The organism is Metabacillus niabensis, assembly GCF_020524345.1.
Lineage (GTDB): Bacteria > Bacillota > Bacilli > Bacillales > Bacillaceae > Metabacillus > Metabacillus niabensis_B.
Genome location: NZ_JAIVLH010000001.1, coordinates 90935 through 109062 on the forward strand (window position 1 = coordinate 90935; position 18128 = coordinate 109062).

Below are 18128 nucleotides of genomic sequence, written 5' to 3' on the forward strand. Positions count from 1 at the left end.
CCTGCAGCTTCGATTAACCTAAAAGGAAAGGGTGCAAAACTTCCTACTACTTAGATAAGATGCTAGAAAAAGCACCTTGTAGTAAAATAGTGACAAAGCCAAAGAAAGAGAGAGTTTAACATAACGTGCGTAAAATTATTATAAATGAAAAAGGCAGAGAAACTCGTTGTGCAATTTTTGAACATGAACAATTAGCAGAAATTCACCAATCATATTCCTTTGAAGACGATATTGTTGGAAACATATATATTGGTCGAGTAAAAAAGGTATTACCAGGCATGCAGGCAGCGTTTGTGGATATTGGGCTATCACAAAATGGGTACCTTCATCGGAACGACATTTTACGCTTTCAGCAAGCAAATCAATCTGAGTCAAATCCATCAATTTCTCACTATATTAAAGAAGGAGAAATGATTTTCGTTCAGGTTGCTAAAGTTGGGACAGAACAAAAGGGACCAAAGTTGACCATGAACCTTGAATTTGGTGGCCATTTACTTGTCTACATGCCTTATGGTAACTATTTGGCGGTTTCGAAAAAAGTTCAAGATGAACAGGAAAGAAACCGACTTTTAACCGTAGCTCAAACGTTTATACAGGATCAAGAAGGGGTTCTTTTTCGTACAGCTTCTAAGGAACAATCAAAGGAGGAGCTGGAAAAAGAGTATAATCACTTAAAACAGACATTTAAAGAGGTAAAGAAACAAACACATGATAAGCCTATTTGTGTATTTGAATCTAAACGTTTTATTGATAGGATTTTATCTGAGATCGTCATAAAAGATGAGGATTTGTTAATTTGTGATCAAATTGAACGCGTCCAGCAACTAAAGCTGCTGTTTCCTAAAACATCTGTTCACTATCATGAACATAAAGAGGCGGTTTTCTCTACATATAAAATAGAACAAGAAATCGAAAAATTACTCAAGCCTTTAGTATGGTTGAAAAACGGTGCATACATCTTAATTGAGCAAACCGAGGCTATGACAATTATTGACGTTAATACCGGAAAATTTTCCGGGAAATTATCGATGCGTGACACAGTTTTGAAAACGAACGAACTTGCTGCTATCGAAATTGCGAAACAAATTAGGTTGAGGAATCTTAGTGGAATCATCTTGATTGATTTTATTGATATGAAGCATAAACAAGATCAAAACAAGATACTTGAGACGATGAAACGGGAAATGAATAAGGATCGTGTTCAGCATAAAGTCATCGGCTTTACAGAATTAAATATATTACAAATAACAAGAAAGAAAATGCGCAAGTCGTTAGAAAGTAATGTGACAGATCTTTGTAAAACATGTCGTGGCTCGGGACGTATTGCCTCCGCTGAGTCTGTTGCATACAAATTAGAGAGAGAACTATGGGAATATCAATTTATGGATGAAGAAGCCATGTGGATTGAAGCAACAGGGGAAGTCATCGACCTATTAAAAGGAACAAATGAAGAACACTTAAAAAGGCTTCAAGATATGTTGAAATTTAATATTCTATTCTCAGAGATATTATCACATGTCCCAACGTATCGTATTAAGCAAATGGGTGATGAACGATTACTAAAGGAAAAGCTGTCATCACCCCCTTATTAAATCAAATAAAAATTAGTTGCATAATTTAATATGATTTGTTATTATGTAACATGTTATGACTTGTAGCGCACCCGTGCTACAACCGCTCAAATCATGGTTTTTAAAGCAATGCCAGGCATTCACCTGATTTTGGCGAGTCTTAGTTTATAGGAGGTGCAGAGAATGTACGCAATTATCGAAACTGGTGGAAAACAAATCAAGGTTGAAGAAGGTCAAGTAATCTACGTTGAAAAGCTAGGTGCTGACCAAGGTGAATCGGTAACGTTTGACAAAGTTTTATTTGTAGGTGGTGACAACGTTCAAGTTGGTAGCCCAACTGTGAGCGGTGCGACTGTTACAGCGAAAGTTGAAAAGCAAGGTCGTCAAAAGAAAATCACTGTTTTCAAATATAAAGCAAAGAAAAACTACCGTAAAAAACAAGGTCACCGTCAGCCATACACAAAAGTTATGATTGAAAAAATCAACGCGTAAGGCGATTTGATATGATAAATGCTAGAATTTATCGTTCAAATGAGGGACTTATCACATCGTTCACACTCTCTGGACATGCTGCATTCGATGAATACGGCAAAGATATTGTTTGTGCTGGAGCTTCTGCTGTTACCTTTGGTGCTGTGAATGCAGTACTTTCACTAACAAATATTGAACCACAAATTGATCAAGGTGGAGAAGGAGGATTTTTACAAGTTAAACTTCCTTCAAATCTCGACGGATCTGCAAGTGAAAAAGTTCAATTATTGTTAGAGGGTATGGTTGTCTCTCTCCAAACAATTGAAAGAGACTATGGACAATATATCTCGGTATCAGATGAATAAAGCAGGAGGTGAAACTTCATGTTAAGATTAGATCTTCAGTTCTTCGCATCTAAGAAAGGGGTAGGTTCGACTAAAAACGGTCGTGACTCTATCTCAAAACGTCTTGGTGCTAAGCGTGCAGATGGTCAATTTGTTTCTGGTGGTTCAATTCTTTACCGTCAACGCGGTACAAAAATTTACCCAGGTGAAAACGTTGGCCGTGGTGGTGATGATACGCTATTTGCTAAAGTTGATGGTGTTGTTAAGTTCGAACGTTTCGGACGTGACCGCAAAAAAGTTAGCGTATATCCAGTAGCTCAAGAAGCATAAGCTTATGAAAAACTCTAGCCTAACACCAGGTTAGAGTTTTTTTAAAGACTTCTTTTCATTTATTCATGAGGCTAACTCCTAAATGGATTTTAGTTAATGAAGACAAACAAATTTCTACATAATGCTTCTATATCTAATCTTCTATTAACTCCGGTTTTAAACAAAAGATACGTAATAAATTTCCATGATGTTTTATAGAAAGTTTTTATTAAAAAGCTCTTTTCCAAAACAATGTTTGTTATAATTTTTAATACAGCCTAAATACGGTAATTAACTCCTTGATGAAAATAACCTAGTAGGAGAAAATGTATGGAAAATAAACAAAATGAAATAGATATAGTCAATATTTTAAGTCATTCTCGTCATGATTGGATGAACAAGTTGCAATTAATTAAGGGAAATCTTTCTTTACAAAAATACGATCGTGTCCAAGAAATTCTCGAGGAGATAGTCATTGAAGCACAACAGGAATCAAAACTGTGTAATTTGCAATTACCTCTTTTTGCTAGTTACCTGATGACATTTAATTGGAGTAACCATCATTTTTTATTGGAATATGAGGTACTGGGAGAGACAAGAAATATTGCTCAATATGATAAACCAATCACCCAATGGAGTAAAAAGTTTTTGGAAATACTGGATCATGTAGTTGATTATTCGGGTGAAAATCGCGTCTGTATTACATTACATACTGGACATACATCAAGAGAAACTGTGCGTTTCTTTTTTGATTTTGAAGGGATAATAAAAGAGAAAGAACAAGTTACAGCATGGCTTCAAAATAATGACCATAGTCCAATTTGTATAGAGGAAACTACTATTGGTACATATCAAATAACAGTAACAGTATCACTGGATGATACGAGAATCTAAGCTGAAGAAGGATACTTCTTTATGAGGGTTATATAGAACGGAGGAAGACAAATGTTTGTCGATCAGGTCAAGGTTTATGTAAAAGGTGGCGACGGTGGAAACGGTATGGTTGCATTCCGTCGTGAAAAATATGTTCCAAAGGGTGGACCGGCAGGAGGTGACGGTGGAAACGGAGCGGATGTAGTCTTTGAAGTAGAAGAAGGATTACGTACATTAATGGACTTCCGTTACAAGCGTCATTTCAAAGCTCCGCGTGGGGAGCATGGAATGTCAAAAAATCAACACGGTAAAAATTCACAGCCGATGATCGTTAAAGTTCCACCAGGGACAGTAGTGACAGATGAAGAAACAGGGCAGATCATTGCTGACTTAACAGAACATGGGCAGCAGGCTGTTATTGCAAAAGGCGGCCGTGGAGGGCGTGGAAACTCACGTTTTGCTACTCCGGCAAATCCTGCTCCGGAGCTTTCGGAAAATGGTGAGCCCGGAATAGAGCGCAATGTAATCTTAGAATTAAAAGTTCTTGCTGATGTTGGGTTGGTAGGCTTTCCAAGTGTAGGAAAATCTACGTTGTTATCGGTTGTATCTTCTGCAAAACCAAAAATTGCAGAGTATCACTTTACAACTCTTGTTCCCAATCTCGGAATGGTAGAAACAGAAGATGGTCGAAGCTTTGTTATGGCCGATTTACCAGGATTAATCGAGGGTGCCCATCAAGGTGTTGGATTAGGTCATCAATTTTTAAGGCATATCGAACGTACGCGTGTTATTGTACACGTTATTGATATGTCCAGTTTAGAGGGAAGAGATCCCTATGAAGACTATTTAACAATTAATGCAGAGCTTAAAGAATATAATTTACGATTAACAGAACGACCTCAGCTTATTGTTGCCAATAAAATGGACATGCCTGATTCAGAAGAAAATCTCGCTGAATTTAAGAAAAAGCTTGATGAAGATGTTCAAATTTTCCCGATTTCTGCAATCACTAGAGATGGTGTTCGTGAGCTTTTATATGCAGTAGCAGATGCGATTGAACAGACGCCGGAGTTCCCGCTTTATGAAGAAGAAGCAACAGAAAACCGTGTGGTTTACGAATTCAAGAAAGAAGAACCAAATTTCGCTATTACACGTGATAGTGAAGGTGCCTATGTGTTAACAGGTGAGAAGATTGAGAAATTATTTAAAATGACAGATTTCTCACGTGAGGAGTCAGTTAGACGGTTTGCCAGACAGCTTCGCGGCTTAGGGGTTGATGAAGCACTAAGAGCACGTGGCGCTGAAGATGGGGATATCGTGAAATTATTGGATTATGAATTTGAATTTGTTGAATAACATAGAAGAACTAAGAAGAGGGCTGAATACGGCTCTCTTTTTACGTATGAACCACATACATATGTTGATTTTTGGACAAATCTTCAGTTTTTCTTAGGAAAACAGAAGAAATTTAGCCAATATTGTGATAAATTATCTACATTGAGAAAATTGTGGGAGGAAAAACATGAAGGATGATACCTTTTATTTAGTGAGAGAAGATATACTTCCGGAAGCAATGAAAAAAACGCTTGAAGTAAAGAAATTAATTGAACGAGGCAAGGTTGACTCAGTTGCAGAAGCGGTTCAACGGGTAGATATGAGTCGCAGTGCTTTTTATAAATATCGTGATGCTGTCTTCCCTTTTCATACAATGGTAAAAGAAAAATTAATCACCCTTTTTTTTCATTTAGAAGATCGGAGCGGAACACTCTCACAATTGTTATCAGTCGTTGCAAATGCAGGATGTAATGTCCTGACGATTCATCAAACAATCCCGATACAGGGGAGAGCCAATGTGACATTATCTCTCAATACGAATGGAATGAATGAAGATATCAATCACTTAATGGCGAAATTAAAGCGTTTAGAGTTTGTAGAGAAAGTAGAGATTTTAGGTCAGGGAGCATAAGGAGTTGAAGATAGTTGTCAATTAGAGTAGGATTTTTAGGTCCAAGAGCAACATTTACCCACTTAGCTGTGCAATCATATTTCGGGGACGAAATTGAGCAGATTGCCTATTCAACCATTCCTCAATGTATTGATGCTGTAGCAGAGGGTGAAATTGATTTAGCTGTTGTGCCGACAGAAAATGCACTTGAGGGCTCAGTTAATTTAACGATTGATTATTTAATACATGAACAACCCTTATATATTGTCGGTGAAATAGTATCACCGATTGAACAACATTTTATGGTGCATCCTGCTAATAAAGAGGCTTGGAGAAATGTCGCTCGTGTATATTCTCATTCCCATGCCATTGCGCAATGTCATAAATTTTTGCATAAAAGCTTTAAGGGGATTACATATGATTATGCAACAAGCACAGGGGCAGCTGCTCAATATGTAAAAAATAATCCTGAAGAATTAGTGGCAGCTATAGCAAATAAACTTGCTGCTAAGGAATACGGCTTAGAGATTGTACAATCAAATATTCATGACTATCATTATAATCATACCCGGTTTGCAATTGTACATCCATCAGTAGATGGTAAATATCCTAGTAAGAAGCTTACAGCTGAAAAAGAAAAAACAACACTCATGGTGACGTTACCGTCTGATCAGTCAGGTGCTCTTCATCAAGTATTATCGGCTTTTACATGGCGAAAGCTAAACCTTTCGAAAATAGAATCAAGACCTATGAAAACAGGCTTAGGGAATTATTTCTTTATTATAGATATCGATATGAGAGTAGATGAGGTTCTGATTCCGGGAGCGATTGCCGAGCTGGAGGCTTTAGGATGCAGAGTAAAGCTGTTAGGTACTTATGAGGCCTATTTTATTCGCCAGGAAATTGAAGAAGGTGTCTAACGATCCCCTTTTTTTTTGAAACATATAATAAGCGCCGCAAATGGGTAAATATTCATTTTGCGGCGCTATCCTTTTTATGGCTAATTATCCTCTTCTTTTACCAAAATTCCTGCCTTATCTAAATCATGGCAAGCACGGTTAAGTTTATCAATCGAATCTGCTTGTATTGTATGCAAGTGCAGTCCTTCTGTTAATTGTGAAAGATAGGAGGCCTTGTTTAAGCTGATCTTTTTTATGAATTCCTCTACTTCAATACGATTTCCAACTCTAATAGATGCTGTTAATTCCCCATAGACAGGATGCTCCACGATGACATCTCTTACAAAAACACCATGGTCAACAAGAATATTTAATTCTTCTTTTGTATCTGAAGGTGAATGCTTGCAAGCAATGAGTCTCTCATGTAATGGCTGATCTTGTTTATTTTTTTCTAAATACACGTACCCCTGACTTGTTGCGATAATGGGGTGGTTTTTTGCTTTTAACAATGAAATATCTTGAACAATCACCTGTCTGCTTACATTGGCAAATGCAGCAAGCTCGCCACCTGTAATGGGGTTGCTTGCTTTTAATAATTTATCCAGTAATAGATTTCTTCTTTCTTCCCCTAGTAATTTCCCGGAATTCATTTTATCTTCCTTTCAATTTCGAAAGTTTTCAACGATGTTGATCAGTACTTTCCCTAATTTCTCGATTTGTGCAAGTGTTGTGTCCTTACCTAAAGAGATTCTAACATATTGTTTCGCTTGTTGTCCGTTATATCCTATAGCCAGTATAGAACGTGAAGGTGCCTGCATGCCAACTTGACATGCACTTCCTGTTGAAATGGCCATACCAAAACGATTTGCTTCCAACATGACATATTGCCCCTCAATTCCATTAAAAAGAAAGGGAAGGATATTTGGCAGTGTGTATGGTAAATGAGCGTTTATTAAGCTGATTTTATCGTGATAAGGCTTCAGAGACTCAATAAGGTGATTTTTTAATTGAACAAAATGATCATACAACTTTTGTTGATCTTTTGAAATATCGTCGGCAGCCGTAGCGAAAGCTGCTATTGCAGGAACGTCGACCGTACCGGGCCGGAAGCCTGATTCATGTGTAGTTCCGGGTAAAATAGGCTGCCAATGAACTGAAGGGCTAATATAAGCTGCTCCCACACCTTTAGGTCCGTATATTTTATGGCTTGAGATGCTAATTGCATCAATATGTTTAACATCAATAGGTATTTTGCCGAATGTTTGGACACAATCACTATGAAAAAGAACCCTCTCTTCTCTTAAAAATAGGCCAATATCTTCAATAGGATTAATGGTACCAATTTCGGAATTTCCGTGCTGAATGGAAACCAGGGCTGTATCCTTACTTACTTCACTTTGAATCTGGTCTCGTGTAATAATACCTTGCTGATTCGGCTTTAAATACGACACTTCATAGCCCTTTGATTCGAGGTTTTTAAAGAACGTATGAAGAGACGAATGTTCATTTGTTGTTGTAATAATGTGCTTTTTATGCTGGATACCATTTAATAAAGATTGGACAGTTAAGATATTTGCTTCACTGCCGCCACTAGTGAAATAAATTCCCTTCTCATGTCCATTGATAATCGTTGCAATAACTTTCCTGGAGGCAGAAAGAGTACGTGCCGAAATGTCTCCAATATCGTGAAGGCTACTGCTGTTGCCAAAGGCATTTTTTGCAGCTTTTGCATATATATTTAGTGCATTGTCGCTAATTGGTGTTGTTGCAGCGTAATCAAAATAGATCAATTTTTTCACTCCCAGTTTCTCTTAATCTTTCGGACTATAAATAAAAACTCTTGTCATTATTTTAAATTTATGTAAATATAGGTGTCAAGACAGGTGTAAATTACAGGAGGGTGCTATGCCTCAAACAGATGTTATTATAATCGGTAGTGGACTTGCGGCTCTAACTGTTGCATACCATCTACGTCATAAACATGTGAAAATAATCACGAAATCTTCATGGACACAAAGTAATTCAATGCTTGCTCAAGGTGGTATTGCAGCAGCAGTTGCTAATAATGACTCATGGAAAAATCATTTCGAGGACACAATTGCTGCCGGGTGTTATCACAATGACGTGAAAAACGTAGAATATCTCGTTCAAGAAGGTCCTAGAGAATTAAACGAGTGGATTCAACGAGGTGTAAAGTTTGATTGTGATACAAAGGGACAGCTTTTACTCGGTAAAGAAGGTGCACATAGCCACCATCGGATTATTCATGCTGGCGGAGATGCAACAGGGAAAGAGTTGACTAGTTTTCTATTTTATCAATCAAAACCTTATGTACAAATTGTTGAAAATGAAATAGCGATAGATTTAATAATAGAACAAAATTGTTGTCAAGGAGTTAATACGAAAAATAATCAAGGTGAAATAAACTCATATTTTGCAAGTCATGTCATCATAGCAAGTGGAGGGTGTGGAGCGGTTTATGGCCAAACATCAAATACAGATGTCATTACCGGTGATGGAATCGCCATGGCTTTTCGGGCTGGTGCTGAGTTAGCAGACATGGAATTTGTCCAATTTCATCCAACAATGCTTCATATTAACGGGAAGTGTGTTGGCCTTATTTCTGAAGCAGTTAGAGGAGAAGGTGCTTCTTTAGTTACACAAAATGGAGAAGCATTTATGCATACCATCCACCATCAAGGAGATCTTGCTCCAAGAGATGTAGTGTCACGAGCGATATTTGATGAGATGGAAAAAGGAAATCAGGTATTTCTTGATATTTCCTCAATAAATAACTTCAATTCCAGATTTCCAACAATAACAGCGCTTTGTAAACAAAATGGTATTAATTTAGCAAGTGGTAAGATCCCAGTTGCCCCGGGAATGCATTTTTTAATGGGGGGGATTAAAACAAATGAGAATGGTGAGACAAATATTCAACATCTATTTGCAGTAGGTGAGGCAGCTTGTACGGGTGTACATGGCGCTAATCGATTAGCAAGTAATTCCCTGTTGGAAGGGCTTGTGTTTGGAAAAAGGATAGCAACCTATATCTCATCCATATCGGCAGAAGTACCTCAGTCAAGAATAACAAAAAATACAGTTAAACAAGTATATGAAAAGCCAAAATTACCAACAAAAAAACAAATACAAGAAATCATGACCACATATGTTGGAATTCAAAGGTCTACTACAGGATTAATGCTTGCAATAAAGTGGTTTGAGAAATACAGAGATCAAATATCTTTTCAAAAAAACAATGTGAAGACTTTCACAATAAATGAAATAGAAGTCATTAATATGTTAACAATTGGTTGGATTATTGCAACATCTGCTTTTAAAAGAACAGAAAGTAGAGGCGGACATTATCGAATTGATTATCCTGAACGAAATGATCATGATTGGCAAAGAAAACAAGTAATGATAACAAAATCCGAAATGTTTGTGGGGGTTTAACATGCATACGATCAAAATAAAAAAGAAGTTGGAAGAATTCTTTTTAGAGGATCTTGGAGAAATGGATATCTCAAGTCAAACAGTTTTTGACAAGGAATCCAATGGTGAAGCCATTATATTAGCAAAAGAAGATGGTCTTTTTGCAGGAGCAGATATAATCGGAATGGGTTATTCTTTGTTCCAAACGGATCTTCAAGTAAATGTAAAAAAACAAGATGGAGAAAAAGTAAAGAAAGGAGACATTATCGCTGAAATAAGGGGCCCTGTTTCTGTTATTTTAAGTGGAGAACGTGTGATCTTGAATATTTTACAACGAATGAGTGGGATTGCTACCTTAACCAATACAGCTGTTCAGAAGCTAAATTCTAATCACACGAGAATTTGTGACACCAGAAAAACATCACCAGGTTTTAGAATGTTTGAAAAATATGCGGTACGTTGTGGTGGAGGTTTTAATCACCGATTTGGACTTTACGATGGAGTCATGATAAAAGATAACCACATTGCGTTTGCTGGTTCAATTTCAAACGCAGTAAAAAAAGTGAGGAATCAAACAGGCCATATGGTAAAGATTGAAGTTGAAATTGAGACGGAAGAACAACTTCATGAAGCAATTGATGCAAAAGCAGATGTTATTATGTTTGATAATCGATCACCTGAAGAAGTGGCAAGATTCGTTGAAATCACGCCAAAATCAATTATTACAGAAGCATCAGGTGGTATTGGGTTTCATAATCTTGCTGACTATAGAAACACAAATGTAGATTATATTTCGTTAGGGATGCTGACTCATTCCTATCAATCGTTGGATATTAGTTTGAACGTTAAATAGGGGGAATGGAAGATGGAATTACTGGATATTTTAGAACATGAAAAAAGAGAAATGATGCCTGAAACCTATAAGAACTTAACAATAGAGGAAATGGAACAACGAGTCCTCGAAATAAAGCAAAAATTTGGCTCAAAGCTCTATATTCCAGGACATCACTATCAAAAAGATGAAGTTGTCCAATTTTCCGATGTAACTGGAGATTCCCTGCAGCTGGCACAGGCGGCAGCATTAAATAAAGAAGCAGAATTTATTGTTTTTTGCGGTGTTCACTTTATGGCTGAAACAGCGGACATGCTTACATCCCAAAATCAAAAAGTCATTCTCCCTGACATGAGGGCAGGTTGTTCTATGGCAGATATGGCGGATATTGAACAAACAGATCGTGCATGGGAAAAACTTCAAAATACTTTTGGAGATACAATATTACCTTTAACATATGTTAATTCCACAGCAGCTATTAAAGCTTTTGTTGGAAAAAATGGTGGAGCAACGGTCACCTCTTCCAATGCAAAAAAAATGCTGGAGTGGGCCTTTAAGCAAAAAGAAAGAATTTTATTTTTACCAGACCAGCATCTAGGGAGAAATACTGCGTTTGATTTAGGAATTCCATTAGATCGAATGGCGATATGGAACCCGATTACAAATGAGCTTGAGTATAGTGGAAATGTAGACGATATTGTTGTTATTCTTTGGAAAGGCCACTGCTCGGTCCATGAAAATTTCACAGTAAAAAATATTGAGCATATCCGTAAAACAGAACCGGATATGAAGATTATTGTTCATCCGGAATGCAGCCGTGAAGTTGTGGAGTTATCTGACTATGCGGGATCCACAAAGTATATTATTGATATGATAGAAGCGGCAGAAGAAGGAACAAAATGGGCGATAGGAACAGAGATGAATCTTGTAAACCGATTAATTCAAAACCACGAAAACAAAAGGGTTGTTTCTCTAAATCCTTTTATGTGCCCATGTTTAACAATGAATCGTATTGATCTACCGCACCTTTTATGGACGTTAGAAGGTCTGGAAAATGGCGAAATTATTAATCAAATTACAGTGCCGAACCATATAACAAAGGATGCTGTCTTGGCTTTAGATCGTATGTTAGCGAATGTATAAGAGAGAAAAGAACCGACCACTAAAATTGAAGTGGCCGGTTCTTTTTGAGTTTGGTTAATATTTCTTTCGCCATCTTCATATGCATGTTAATAAGTTTGTTTTTATAGGTTTATCCACTTTTAAAAGTATTTTTATCATATTCACCACTTTCAATTCATAAATTGTTATGAAGATTGTTGGCATTATCATTTGTTTATAACTTGCTCAACATAATGAAATCAATGAATTGGAAGAAGAAAATCATTATGTTCATTCCTCCATCATGAATAAATGATGGTAGATTTATTTCTTTGCTTAGGAGGGAAAGCGTTGAAAATTCATATTGTCCAAAAAGGCGATACTTTATGGAAAATTGCTAAAAAATATGGGGTTGATTTTGAAGAGTTAAAGAGTATGAATACACAATTAAGTAACCCGGATTTAATTATGCCAGGCATGAAAATTAAAGTACCTTCTGGAAATATTGCAGTGAAAAAAGAAGCGCCGATTCAACAAGCTGCACCAATTAAGAAGGAAATGCCGAAAGCTGAGCATCCATTTGCAAAAGAAAAGCCAAAGGCAGTTGTTGATGTTGAAGATACAGTTCCAAAAGAGCCTGTAACAGAAAAACCATCAAAACCATTTATACCTCCTGTACCTAATGCTCAACATCCGGTATATACTGGAATGGATGTGAATAATTATTATACGGTGAATATGGCGATGATGCCAAATATGGCTAATCCACCTTTACCACAAAAGCCGGCAAATGTGTTACCTGAAATGACAAAAGAAGAGGCAGAAGTAGAAAAAGCAGAGCCATATTACTTACCAGAAGAAAAACATGAGGAGGATTTAAAAGATATGGCAAATATGCCGAATATACCAAACATGCCGAACATTCCGAATATGCAGATGCCAACACAAACGCAACCTGCCATGTATCAACCGCAATATGTTGCACCACAGTACATGGTTCCAGTATCGCCAGTTTTACCGGGTTCAGGACTTTGTCCGCCTTATTATCCAATGCATCCGATGCCGTATGGTTATAATCCGGCAATGATGCCGCCAACTCAGCCGCAGCCCTACCCAACAGCAGTTAGCCCGGCTGAATTTGACGATGACGACGATGATGATTATGATTATGAAGATCACGCGGGTATGCCAAATATGCCATATCCTCAAGGAATCGCTCCTGCTCATTATGGACCGGGCTTCCCGGTTAATCCATATGCCGGAGTACCTGTTTCACCTGTAATGCCGGGACCGGGATTTGGAGGGTATCCAAATCAGGTATTAGGAGCATATGGTGAAGCACCTGATGATGATTATGAAAATCACTCAAATATGCAGAATCAACCATACCCGCACGCAGTGGCTCCTGCGTATGATCAGGGAGATTGTGGATGCGGTGGACCGGCACCAGCACCATATGGCTATCAGATGCCGATGCAGCAACCTTATTACGGACAACAGCCCATGATGGCACCGCAACCTTACTATGGTCAGCAGCCTATGATGGCACCACAACCATTTGCACCATATGGGCAGTATGGATTTAATCCGTCGCAACAAATGCCGGGTGCAGGTGGTCAAATGTTTGGGATGCCGAATTATGATCGTGAGGAAGATGAAGATTAAAAATAAACGTGAGCGTGAAGCAGGGGTTCTCTTACTCCTGTTTTTTTCACTTCCCATAAATTTAATCGTCTTACCGATAACTAACAGAGTCATCTCCCTTATTAAAGTACAAGATAGTATAGAGCATGTCTTATGCTCATAACTCTTGTATGTATATTCCAGGGAGGTTGTTGTTTTGACAAAAGGTAAAAATACTTCAGCTTTAACTGCCATTGCCCTATTAACAACGGGTTTAACCGCTTGTAATGGAGATCAAGGTGCGGTAGAAAATACGAGAAATACTAATCAAGCTCAACCGATAGGGTACTATACAAACGAAGATACAAATGGAGCAGATAATGAAGGTCCTGTTACTGAGATGATGGATGGGATGAACGATGGTGATAATAGAAATCATTATTTTCGCCAAGTAAATAATAGAAATAACACCCGAAATATAAGCAATCCTACAGTTCCACTAGGAGACAGGGATGCCGGTCTTGTTCGTGATAATCGCTATAGTAATGGTGATGCGAATTATCATAGACATTTAAATGAAGTTGGTTATTATAATCGCGGTGATGGCAAGGCTGCTCAAAAAATAAAAAATGCGGTTGAAAAAATGGACAATGTTGATAATGCACGAGTATTAGTAACTGATGATAATGTGTTAGTGGCCGTTGATTCTAATGATAAAAATAATCAAGTTATGAAGGCGAAAATTACAAGTCAAATACGTAAAATGGCCAATGGAAGAAACGTTCAAGTTGTAACAGATGAAGGGACATTTACCCGTGTTCGTAACATCGATAATGATATTCAAAACGGAGTCGATAAAGATGTCATTGATACTGATATGAACAAATTACTAAACGATCTTGGAAATGCTGTTCAACGTCCTTTTAATGGAAACAACCGCTAATATAAAAAGCAAGAGGCCGTCGCCTCTTGTTTTTTACTTTAGTTTTGGTTTCTTTTGGTTAAAATTTCTACTTATGGCTACAATAATAAATGATTGCATGTGAATTTATTTGAATGAGGTGAGATAGGTGAGAATGTCTTATCACAGTCACATCCTAACTGTAAGTAGTTTTGTTGTTTTTCTCCTTATTAGTTTCATGAGCATAGATACTACCGTGCCTGTTATGGCAGAAGAAAATAGTTTTCAATATCCTTTATCTGTAAAAGTTGTGTTACAAAGAAAATATTTAGATGGAGAGATAAGTGAAGAAGTTATCCAGGAGAAAGTAACTTCTTTAAGGGAAATAGTGGAAATGTATTCTGATTGGCAACTACTTGATCATAATAGGGAAAGTATAGTTTTTCAGAGAGAAATTGATGATATATCACCATTATTAAAAGCAAATGGATATTTTGGCATTACTGGTGAAGGTATATTTTCGATTTTTAATGGGAGACCTGGTTCTAATGATATTATACAGTCATTTTTTCAAATAGATGTGGAAAAATTGGAGAGCCATAAGCACGATGAGTTAATGGAAGGGATAAGAATTGAGTCAAAAGATCAATATCTGGAAGTGTTAAAAATATATGAAACCTATTCAAAGATTGAAAAAAAGTAATTGTCATTACAAACGCTAATCTGAGAGATAAATATCGGGTTAGCTTTTTTTGTTCTTTAAGAAAAATTAACGATTTTGGAATACAAACTAACTGTTATTAATGGTATGATATAATGATGAGAACAATTGTGCGCTGACATTCTTCTGATGAAGGAAATGATTTGACACAATGAGGTACAGTCACAAGAGGTGAGGAAATGATTGAATTTGTTAAAGGATTTGTGGATCATATCACTCCTGAGTATATCGTGATCGATCATCATGGAATTGGATACCAGATACATGCCCCAAATCCTTTTAGTTATACAAAAAGTCGTAAAGAAGAAACGATTGTCTATACATATCAACATGTTAGAGAAGATCTAATAGCGTTATACGGGTTCTCTTCCAGGGAAGAAAAAGCACTGTTCATGAAATTATTGAATGTAACCGGTATTGGACCAAAGGGAGCGTTGGCCATTTTAGCATCTGGTAATCCATCCCAGGTTATAGAGGCAATTGAAAATGAAAATGACACGTTTTTAGTGAAATTCCCCGGAGTTGGAAAAAAGACAGCACGTCAGATAATTCTGGATTTAAAAGGAAAGCTTGCCGATGTGGCTGCCTTATATTCCCCGGATCTCTTTAACCATGAAGAAATAGAGTATAAAGAGTCTGCAAATCATGCATTGAACGAAGCAATAGAAGCGTTGAAAGTGCTGGGATATGCTGAACGAGAGATTAAAAAAATTGTTCCATCCTTACAAAAAGAAACGTTAACAACAGATCAATATGTAAAAAAAGCATTGCAAAAGCTATTAAAGTAAGGTGATAACATGGATGAACGCCTTGTTTCGGGTGAAGCGGATATACAAGAATCCTATATAGAACAAACCTTAAGACCACAATCACTGTCACAGTATATTGGTCAAGATAAAGTAAAGGAAAATTTAAGAGTGTTTATTGAAGCAGCTAAGATGCGGAGTGAGACACTTGATCATGTCCTTTTATATGGACCACCAGGTTTAGGGAAAACAACATTGGCAACCATTATTGCCAATGAAATGGGTGTTAATATAAGAACTACATCTGGACCGGCGATCGAGAGACCGGGTGATTTGGCAGCCGTATTAACTGCTCTCGAACCAGGTGATGTTTTATTTATTGATGAAATTCATCGTTTGCATCGATCAATTGAGGAAGTTTTATATCCTGCAATGGAAGATTTTTGCTTGGATATCGTCATTGGTAAAGGATCAACAGCAAGATCTGTCCGGTTGGATCTCCCTCCATTTACGTTAATCGGTGCAACAACAAGAGTGGGTCTTTTAACAGCTCCGCTTCGTGATCGATTTGGTGTCTTAAGCAGGCTGGAATATTATAATGAGAACCAACTAGCTTATATTATTGAAAGAACGGCTGATCTCTTTGATATTGGTTTGGAACACGAAGCAGCGATTGAAATGGCCAGAAGATCAAGAGGAACACCACGAATAGCCAATCGACTTCTTAAGAGGGTGAGAGATTTTGCACAAGTAATGGGTGAAGAAACTATCTCAACCGAATTAGCGGTGGATGCACTTGAACGACTTCAGGTAGATAAACTTGGTCTTGATCATATTGACCACAAATTACTTTTAGGAATTATTGAGAAATTTCGTGGCGGACCGGTTGGAATTGATACAATCTCGGCAACAATAGGAGAAGAATCACATACAATTGAGGATGTATATGAACCCTACTTATTACAGATAGGTTTCCTGCAACGAACACCTAGGGGAAGAATTGTTACAGATCTCGTTTATAAACATTTTCAAATGGAGGCCCCTCATCATGATTGATATTCCAAAAGTATTAATGATTATTGGCGGAATCCTTCTAGTACTTGGATTTTTTCTGCAGTTTATTGGAAAACTACCAGGTGATATTGTGTTTAAGAAAGGAAATACAACAGTCTTTTTCCCTATCGTAACTTGTATTGTGGTTAGTATTATTCTATCCGTTGTTTTCTCGTTTTTTGGTCGATTTAAATAAAAAAATAATGTTAAATAAGTAAGTTAGAAATTAGGTGAATGGTTTGAAAGTAGAATTATTTGATTTTCATCTTCCTGAAGAATTAATCGCACAAGTTCCATTAAAAGAACGTGATGCGTCAAGACTAATGGTTCTTCAAAAAGATAATGGTGAACTTAAACATGAATCGTTTAAATCAATTATTAATTATTTGCAAGCGGGTGATTGCTTAGTATTAAACAATACCAGGGTGATGCCGGCACGGTTATTCGGTATCAAGGAAGATACAGGTGCAAGCATCGAAATATTATTACTAAAGCAGCAGGAAGATGACATATGGGAAACACTGGTAAAACCAGCGAAAAGGGTAAAAGATGGTACTGTTATTACATTTGGTTCCGGTAACCTGAAAGCAACATGTGTCGGAACTAGTGATCATGGCGGCCGTTTGCTGAAGTTTGAATATGAAGGTATTTTTTATGAAGTGCTTGAGAAATTAGGAGAGATGCCTTTACCACCTTATATAAAAGAACAATTAGATGATCGTGAACGTTACCAAACTGTTTTTTCGCGTGAAATTGGTTCTGCAGCTGCTCCAACTGCTGGGTTGCATTTTACAGAGGAAATTCTTGACCAGTTAAAAGAAAAGGGAGTACATATCGCCTTTATTACCTTACACGTTGGTTTAGGAACTTTCCGTCCGGTAAGTGCAGATACGGTAGAAGAGCATGAAATGCATGCAGAATTTTATCAAGTAACCGATGGAACAGCTGCATTGTTAAATAACGTAAGATCTAATGGCGGAAAAATTATCACAGTGGGAACAACTTCTACGAGAACGCTTGAAACGATTGCATCTAAGCATAATGGTCAATTTGTTGCAGAGAGTGGCTGGACGAATATTTTCATTTATCCAGGCTATGAATTTAAAGGAATAGATGGAATGGTTACAAACTTTCACCTTCCTAAATCATCGCTGATTATGTTAGTAAGTGCTTTAGCATCTAGAGAATATGTAATAAATGCGTATGAAACAGCTGTAAAAGAGAAATATCGCTTCTTTAGTTTTGGAGATGCGATGCTGATCATTTAAATAAAAATGGTGTTATATAAGAGGTGCTTTCGTACT

Annotated in this window: 19 protein-coding genes, 1 pseudogene and 1 other annotated feature; of the genes and pseudogenes, 18 read left to right on the forward strand and 2 right to left on the reverse strand. The window is 37.2% G+C overall.

Features of this window, described 5'->3' with window-relative positions; all coding sequences use genetic code 11:
* Nucleotides 1-125: 125 nt before the first annotated feature.
* From LC095_RS00430 to pheA, 8 genes are all read left to right on the forward strand, one after another.
* On the forward strand, nt 126-1592 hold the full coding sequence (locus LC095_RS00430) for an Rne/Rng family ribonuclease (protein ID WP_226526328.1): 1467 nt from the start codon (nt 126-128) through the stop codon (nt 1590-1592).
* Nucleotides 1593-1662: 70 nt separating this feature from the next.
* Nucleotides 1663-1742: a sequence feature (ribosomal protein L21 leader region), on the forward strand.
* A gap of 12 nt (nt 1743-1754) precedes the next feature.
* Nucleotides 1755-2063: a 50S ribosomal protein L21 gene (gene rplU / locus LC095_RS00435; RefSeq protein WP_226526329.1), complete on the forward strand. Its 309-nt coding sequence runs from the start codon at nt 1755-1757 to the stop codon at nt 2061-2063.
* Between the two features lie 11 nt (nt 2064-2074).
* Nucleotides 2075-2407 carry a ribosomal-processing cysteine protease Prp gene (locus LC095_RS00440; RefSeq protein WP_226526330.1) on the forward strand — a complete coding sequence of 111 codons (333 nt, stop codon included), beginning with the start codon at nt 2075-2077 and terminating at the stop codon, nt 2405-2407.
* Between the two features lie 18 nt (nt 2408-2425).
* Nucleotides 2426-2716, forward strand: a complete 291-nt coding sequence (gene rpmA, locus LC095_RS00445; protein ID WP_026558613.1) for a 50S ribosomal protein L27 — start codon at nt 2426-2428, stop codon at nt 2714-2716.
* A 309-nt stretch (nt 2717-3025) separates the two neighbouring features.
* Entirely contained in the window at nt 3026-3589 is a 564-nt protein-coding gene (locus LC095_RS00450) for a Spo0B C-terminal domain-containing protein (protein ID WP_226526331.1), read from the forward strand.
* 51 nt (nt 3590-3640) lie between these two features.
* A complete protein-coding gene (gene obgE / locus LC095_RS00455) occupies nt 3641-4924 on the forward strand; it encodes a GTPase ObgE (RefSeq protein ID WP_226526332.1) in 1284 nt (427 codons plus the stop codon).
* 166 nt (nt 4925-5090) lie between these two features.
* A complete protein-coding gene (locus LC095_RS00460) occupies nt 5091-5534 on the forward strand; it encodes an ACT domain-containing protein (RefSeq protein WP_026558616.1) in 444 nt (147 codons plus the stop codon).
* Between the two features lie 20 nt (nt 5535-5554).
* Nucleotides 5555-6433, forward strand: a complete 879-nt coding sequence (gene pheA, locus LC095_RS00465; RefSeq protein ID WP_226526719.1) for a prephenate dehydratase — start codon at nt 5555-5557, stop codon at nt 6431-6433.
* An 80-nt stretch (nt 6434-6513) separates the two neighbouring features.
* Here pheA and LC095_RS00470 read toward each other — a convergent pair whose 3' ends face one another.
* Both LC095_RS00470 and LC095_RS00475 read right to left on the reverse strand, forming a co-directional pair.
* Nucleotides 6514-7062: a transcription repressor NadR gene (locus tag LC095_RS00470; RefSeq protein WP_226526333.1), complete on the reverse strand. Its 549-nt coding sequence runs from the start codon at nt 7060-7062 to the stop codon at nt 6514-6516.
* Nucleotides 7063-7074: 12 nt separating this feature from the next.
* The gene (locus tag LC095_RS00475) at nt 7075-8202 is read right to left on the reverse strand and encodes an IscS subfamily cysteine desulfurase (protein ID WP_226526720.1); all 1128 of its coding nucleotides are present in this window, start codon (nt 8200-8202) and stop codon (nt 7075-7077) included.
* Between the two features lie 115 nt (nt 8203-8317).
* On the opposite strand from LC095_RS00475, the gene nadB reads away from it, so the two are divergent.
* From nadB to queA, 10 genes and pseudogenes are all read left to right on the forward strand, one after another.
* Nucleotides 8318-9868, forward strand: a complete 1551-nt coding sequence (nadB, locus tag LC095_RS00480) for an L-aspartate oxidase (protein WP_226526334.1) — start codon at nt 8318-8320, stop codon at nt 9866-9868.
* 1 nt (nt 9869) lies between these two features.
* Nucleotides 9870-10700 (forward strand): carboxylating nicotinate-nucleotide diphosphorylase, encoded by an 831-nt coding sequence (gene nadC / locus LC095_RS00485; protein ID WP_226526335.1) that lies wholly within the window; start codon nt 9870-9872, stop codon nt 10698-10700.
* A 21-nt stretch (nt 10701-10721) separates the two neighbouring features.
* Nucleotides 10722-11822, forward strand: coding sequence for a quinolinate synthase NadA (nadA, locus tag LC095_RS00490; protein WP_413467442.1), 1101 nt, complete (start codon nt 10722-10724; stop codon nt 11820-11822).
* Between the two features lie 309 nt (nt 11823-12131).
* A pseudogene (gene safA, locus LC095_RS27210) lies at nt 12132-12282 on the forward strand (SafA/ExsA family spore coat assembly protein); the annotation flags it as partial.
* A gap of 1338 nt (nt 12283-13620) precedes the next feature.
* On the forward strand, nt 13621-14346 hold the full coding sequence (locus LC095_RS00500; RefSeq protein ID WP_226526338.1) for a YhcN/YlaJ family sporulation lipoprotein: 726 nt from the start codon (nt 13621-13623) through the stop codon (nt 14344-14346).
* Nucleotides 14347-14542: 196 nt separating this feature from the next.
* On the forward strand, nt 14543-15007 hold the full coding sequence (locus tag LC095_RS00505) for a BofC C-terminal domain-containing protein (protein ID WP_226526339.1): 465 nt from the start codon (nt 14543-14545) through the stop codon (nt 15005-15007).
* Nucleotides 15008-15204: 197 nt separating this feature from the next.
* The gene (gene ruvA / locus LC095_RS00510) at nt 15205-15813 is read left to right on the forward strand and encodes a Holliday junction branch migration protein RuvA (RefSeq protein ID WP_026558623.1); all 609 of its coding nucleotides are present in this window, start codon (nt 15205-15207) and stop codon (nt 15811-15813) included.
* Nucleotides 15814-15822: 9 nt separating this feature from the next.
* On the forward strand, nt 15823-16827 hold the full coding sequence (ruvB, locus tag LC095_RS00515) for a Holliday junction branch migration DNA helicase RuvB (protein WP_226526340.1): 1005 nt from the start codon (nt 15823-15825) through the stop codon (nt 16825-16827).
* The gene (locus tag LC095_RS00520; protein ID WP_226526341.1) at nt 16820-17020 is read left to right on the forward strand and encodes a DUF2905 domain-containing protein; all 201 of its coding nucleotides are present in this window, start codon (nt 16820-16822) and stop codon (nt 17018-17020) included. The genes ruvB and LC095_RS00520 overlap by 8 nt, the downstream gene beginning before the upstream one ends.
* Before the next feature lie 43 nt (nt 17021-17063).
* Nucleotides 17064-18092 (forward strand): tRNA preQ1(34) S-adenosylmethionine ribosyltransferase-isomerase QueA, encoded by a 1029-nt coding sequence (gene queA / locus LC095_RS00525; RefSeq protein ID WP_226526342.1) that lies wholly within the window; start codon nt 17064-17066, stop codon nt 18090-18092.
* Nucleotides 18093-18128 lie beyond the last annotated feature (36 nt).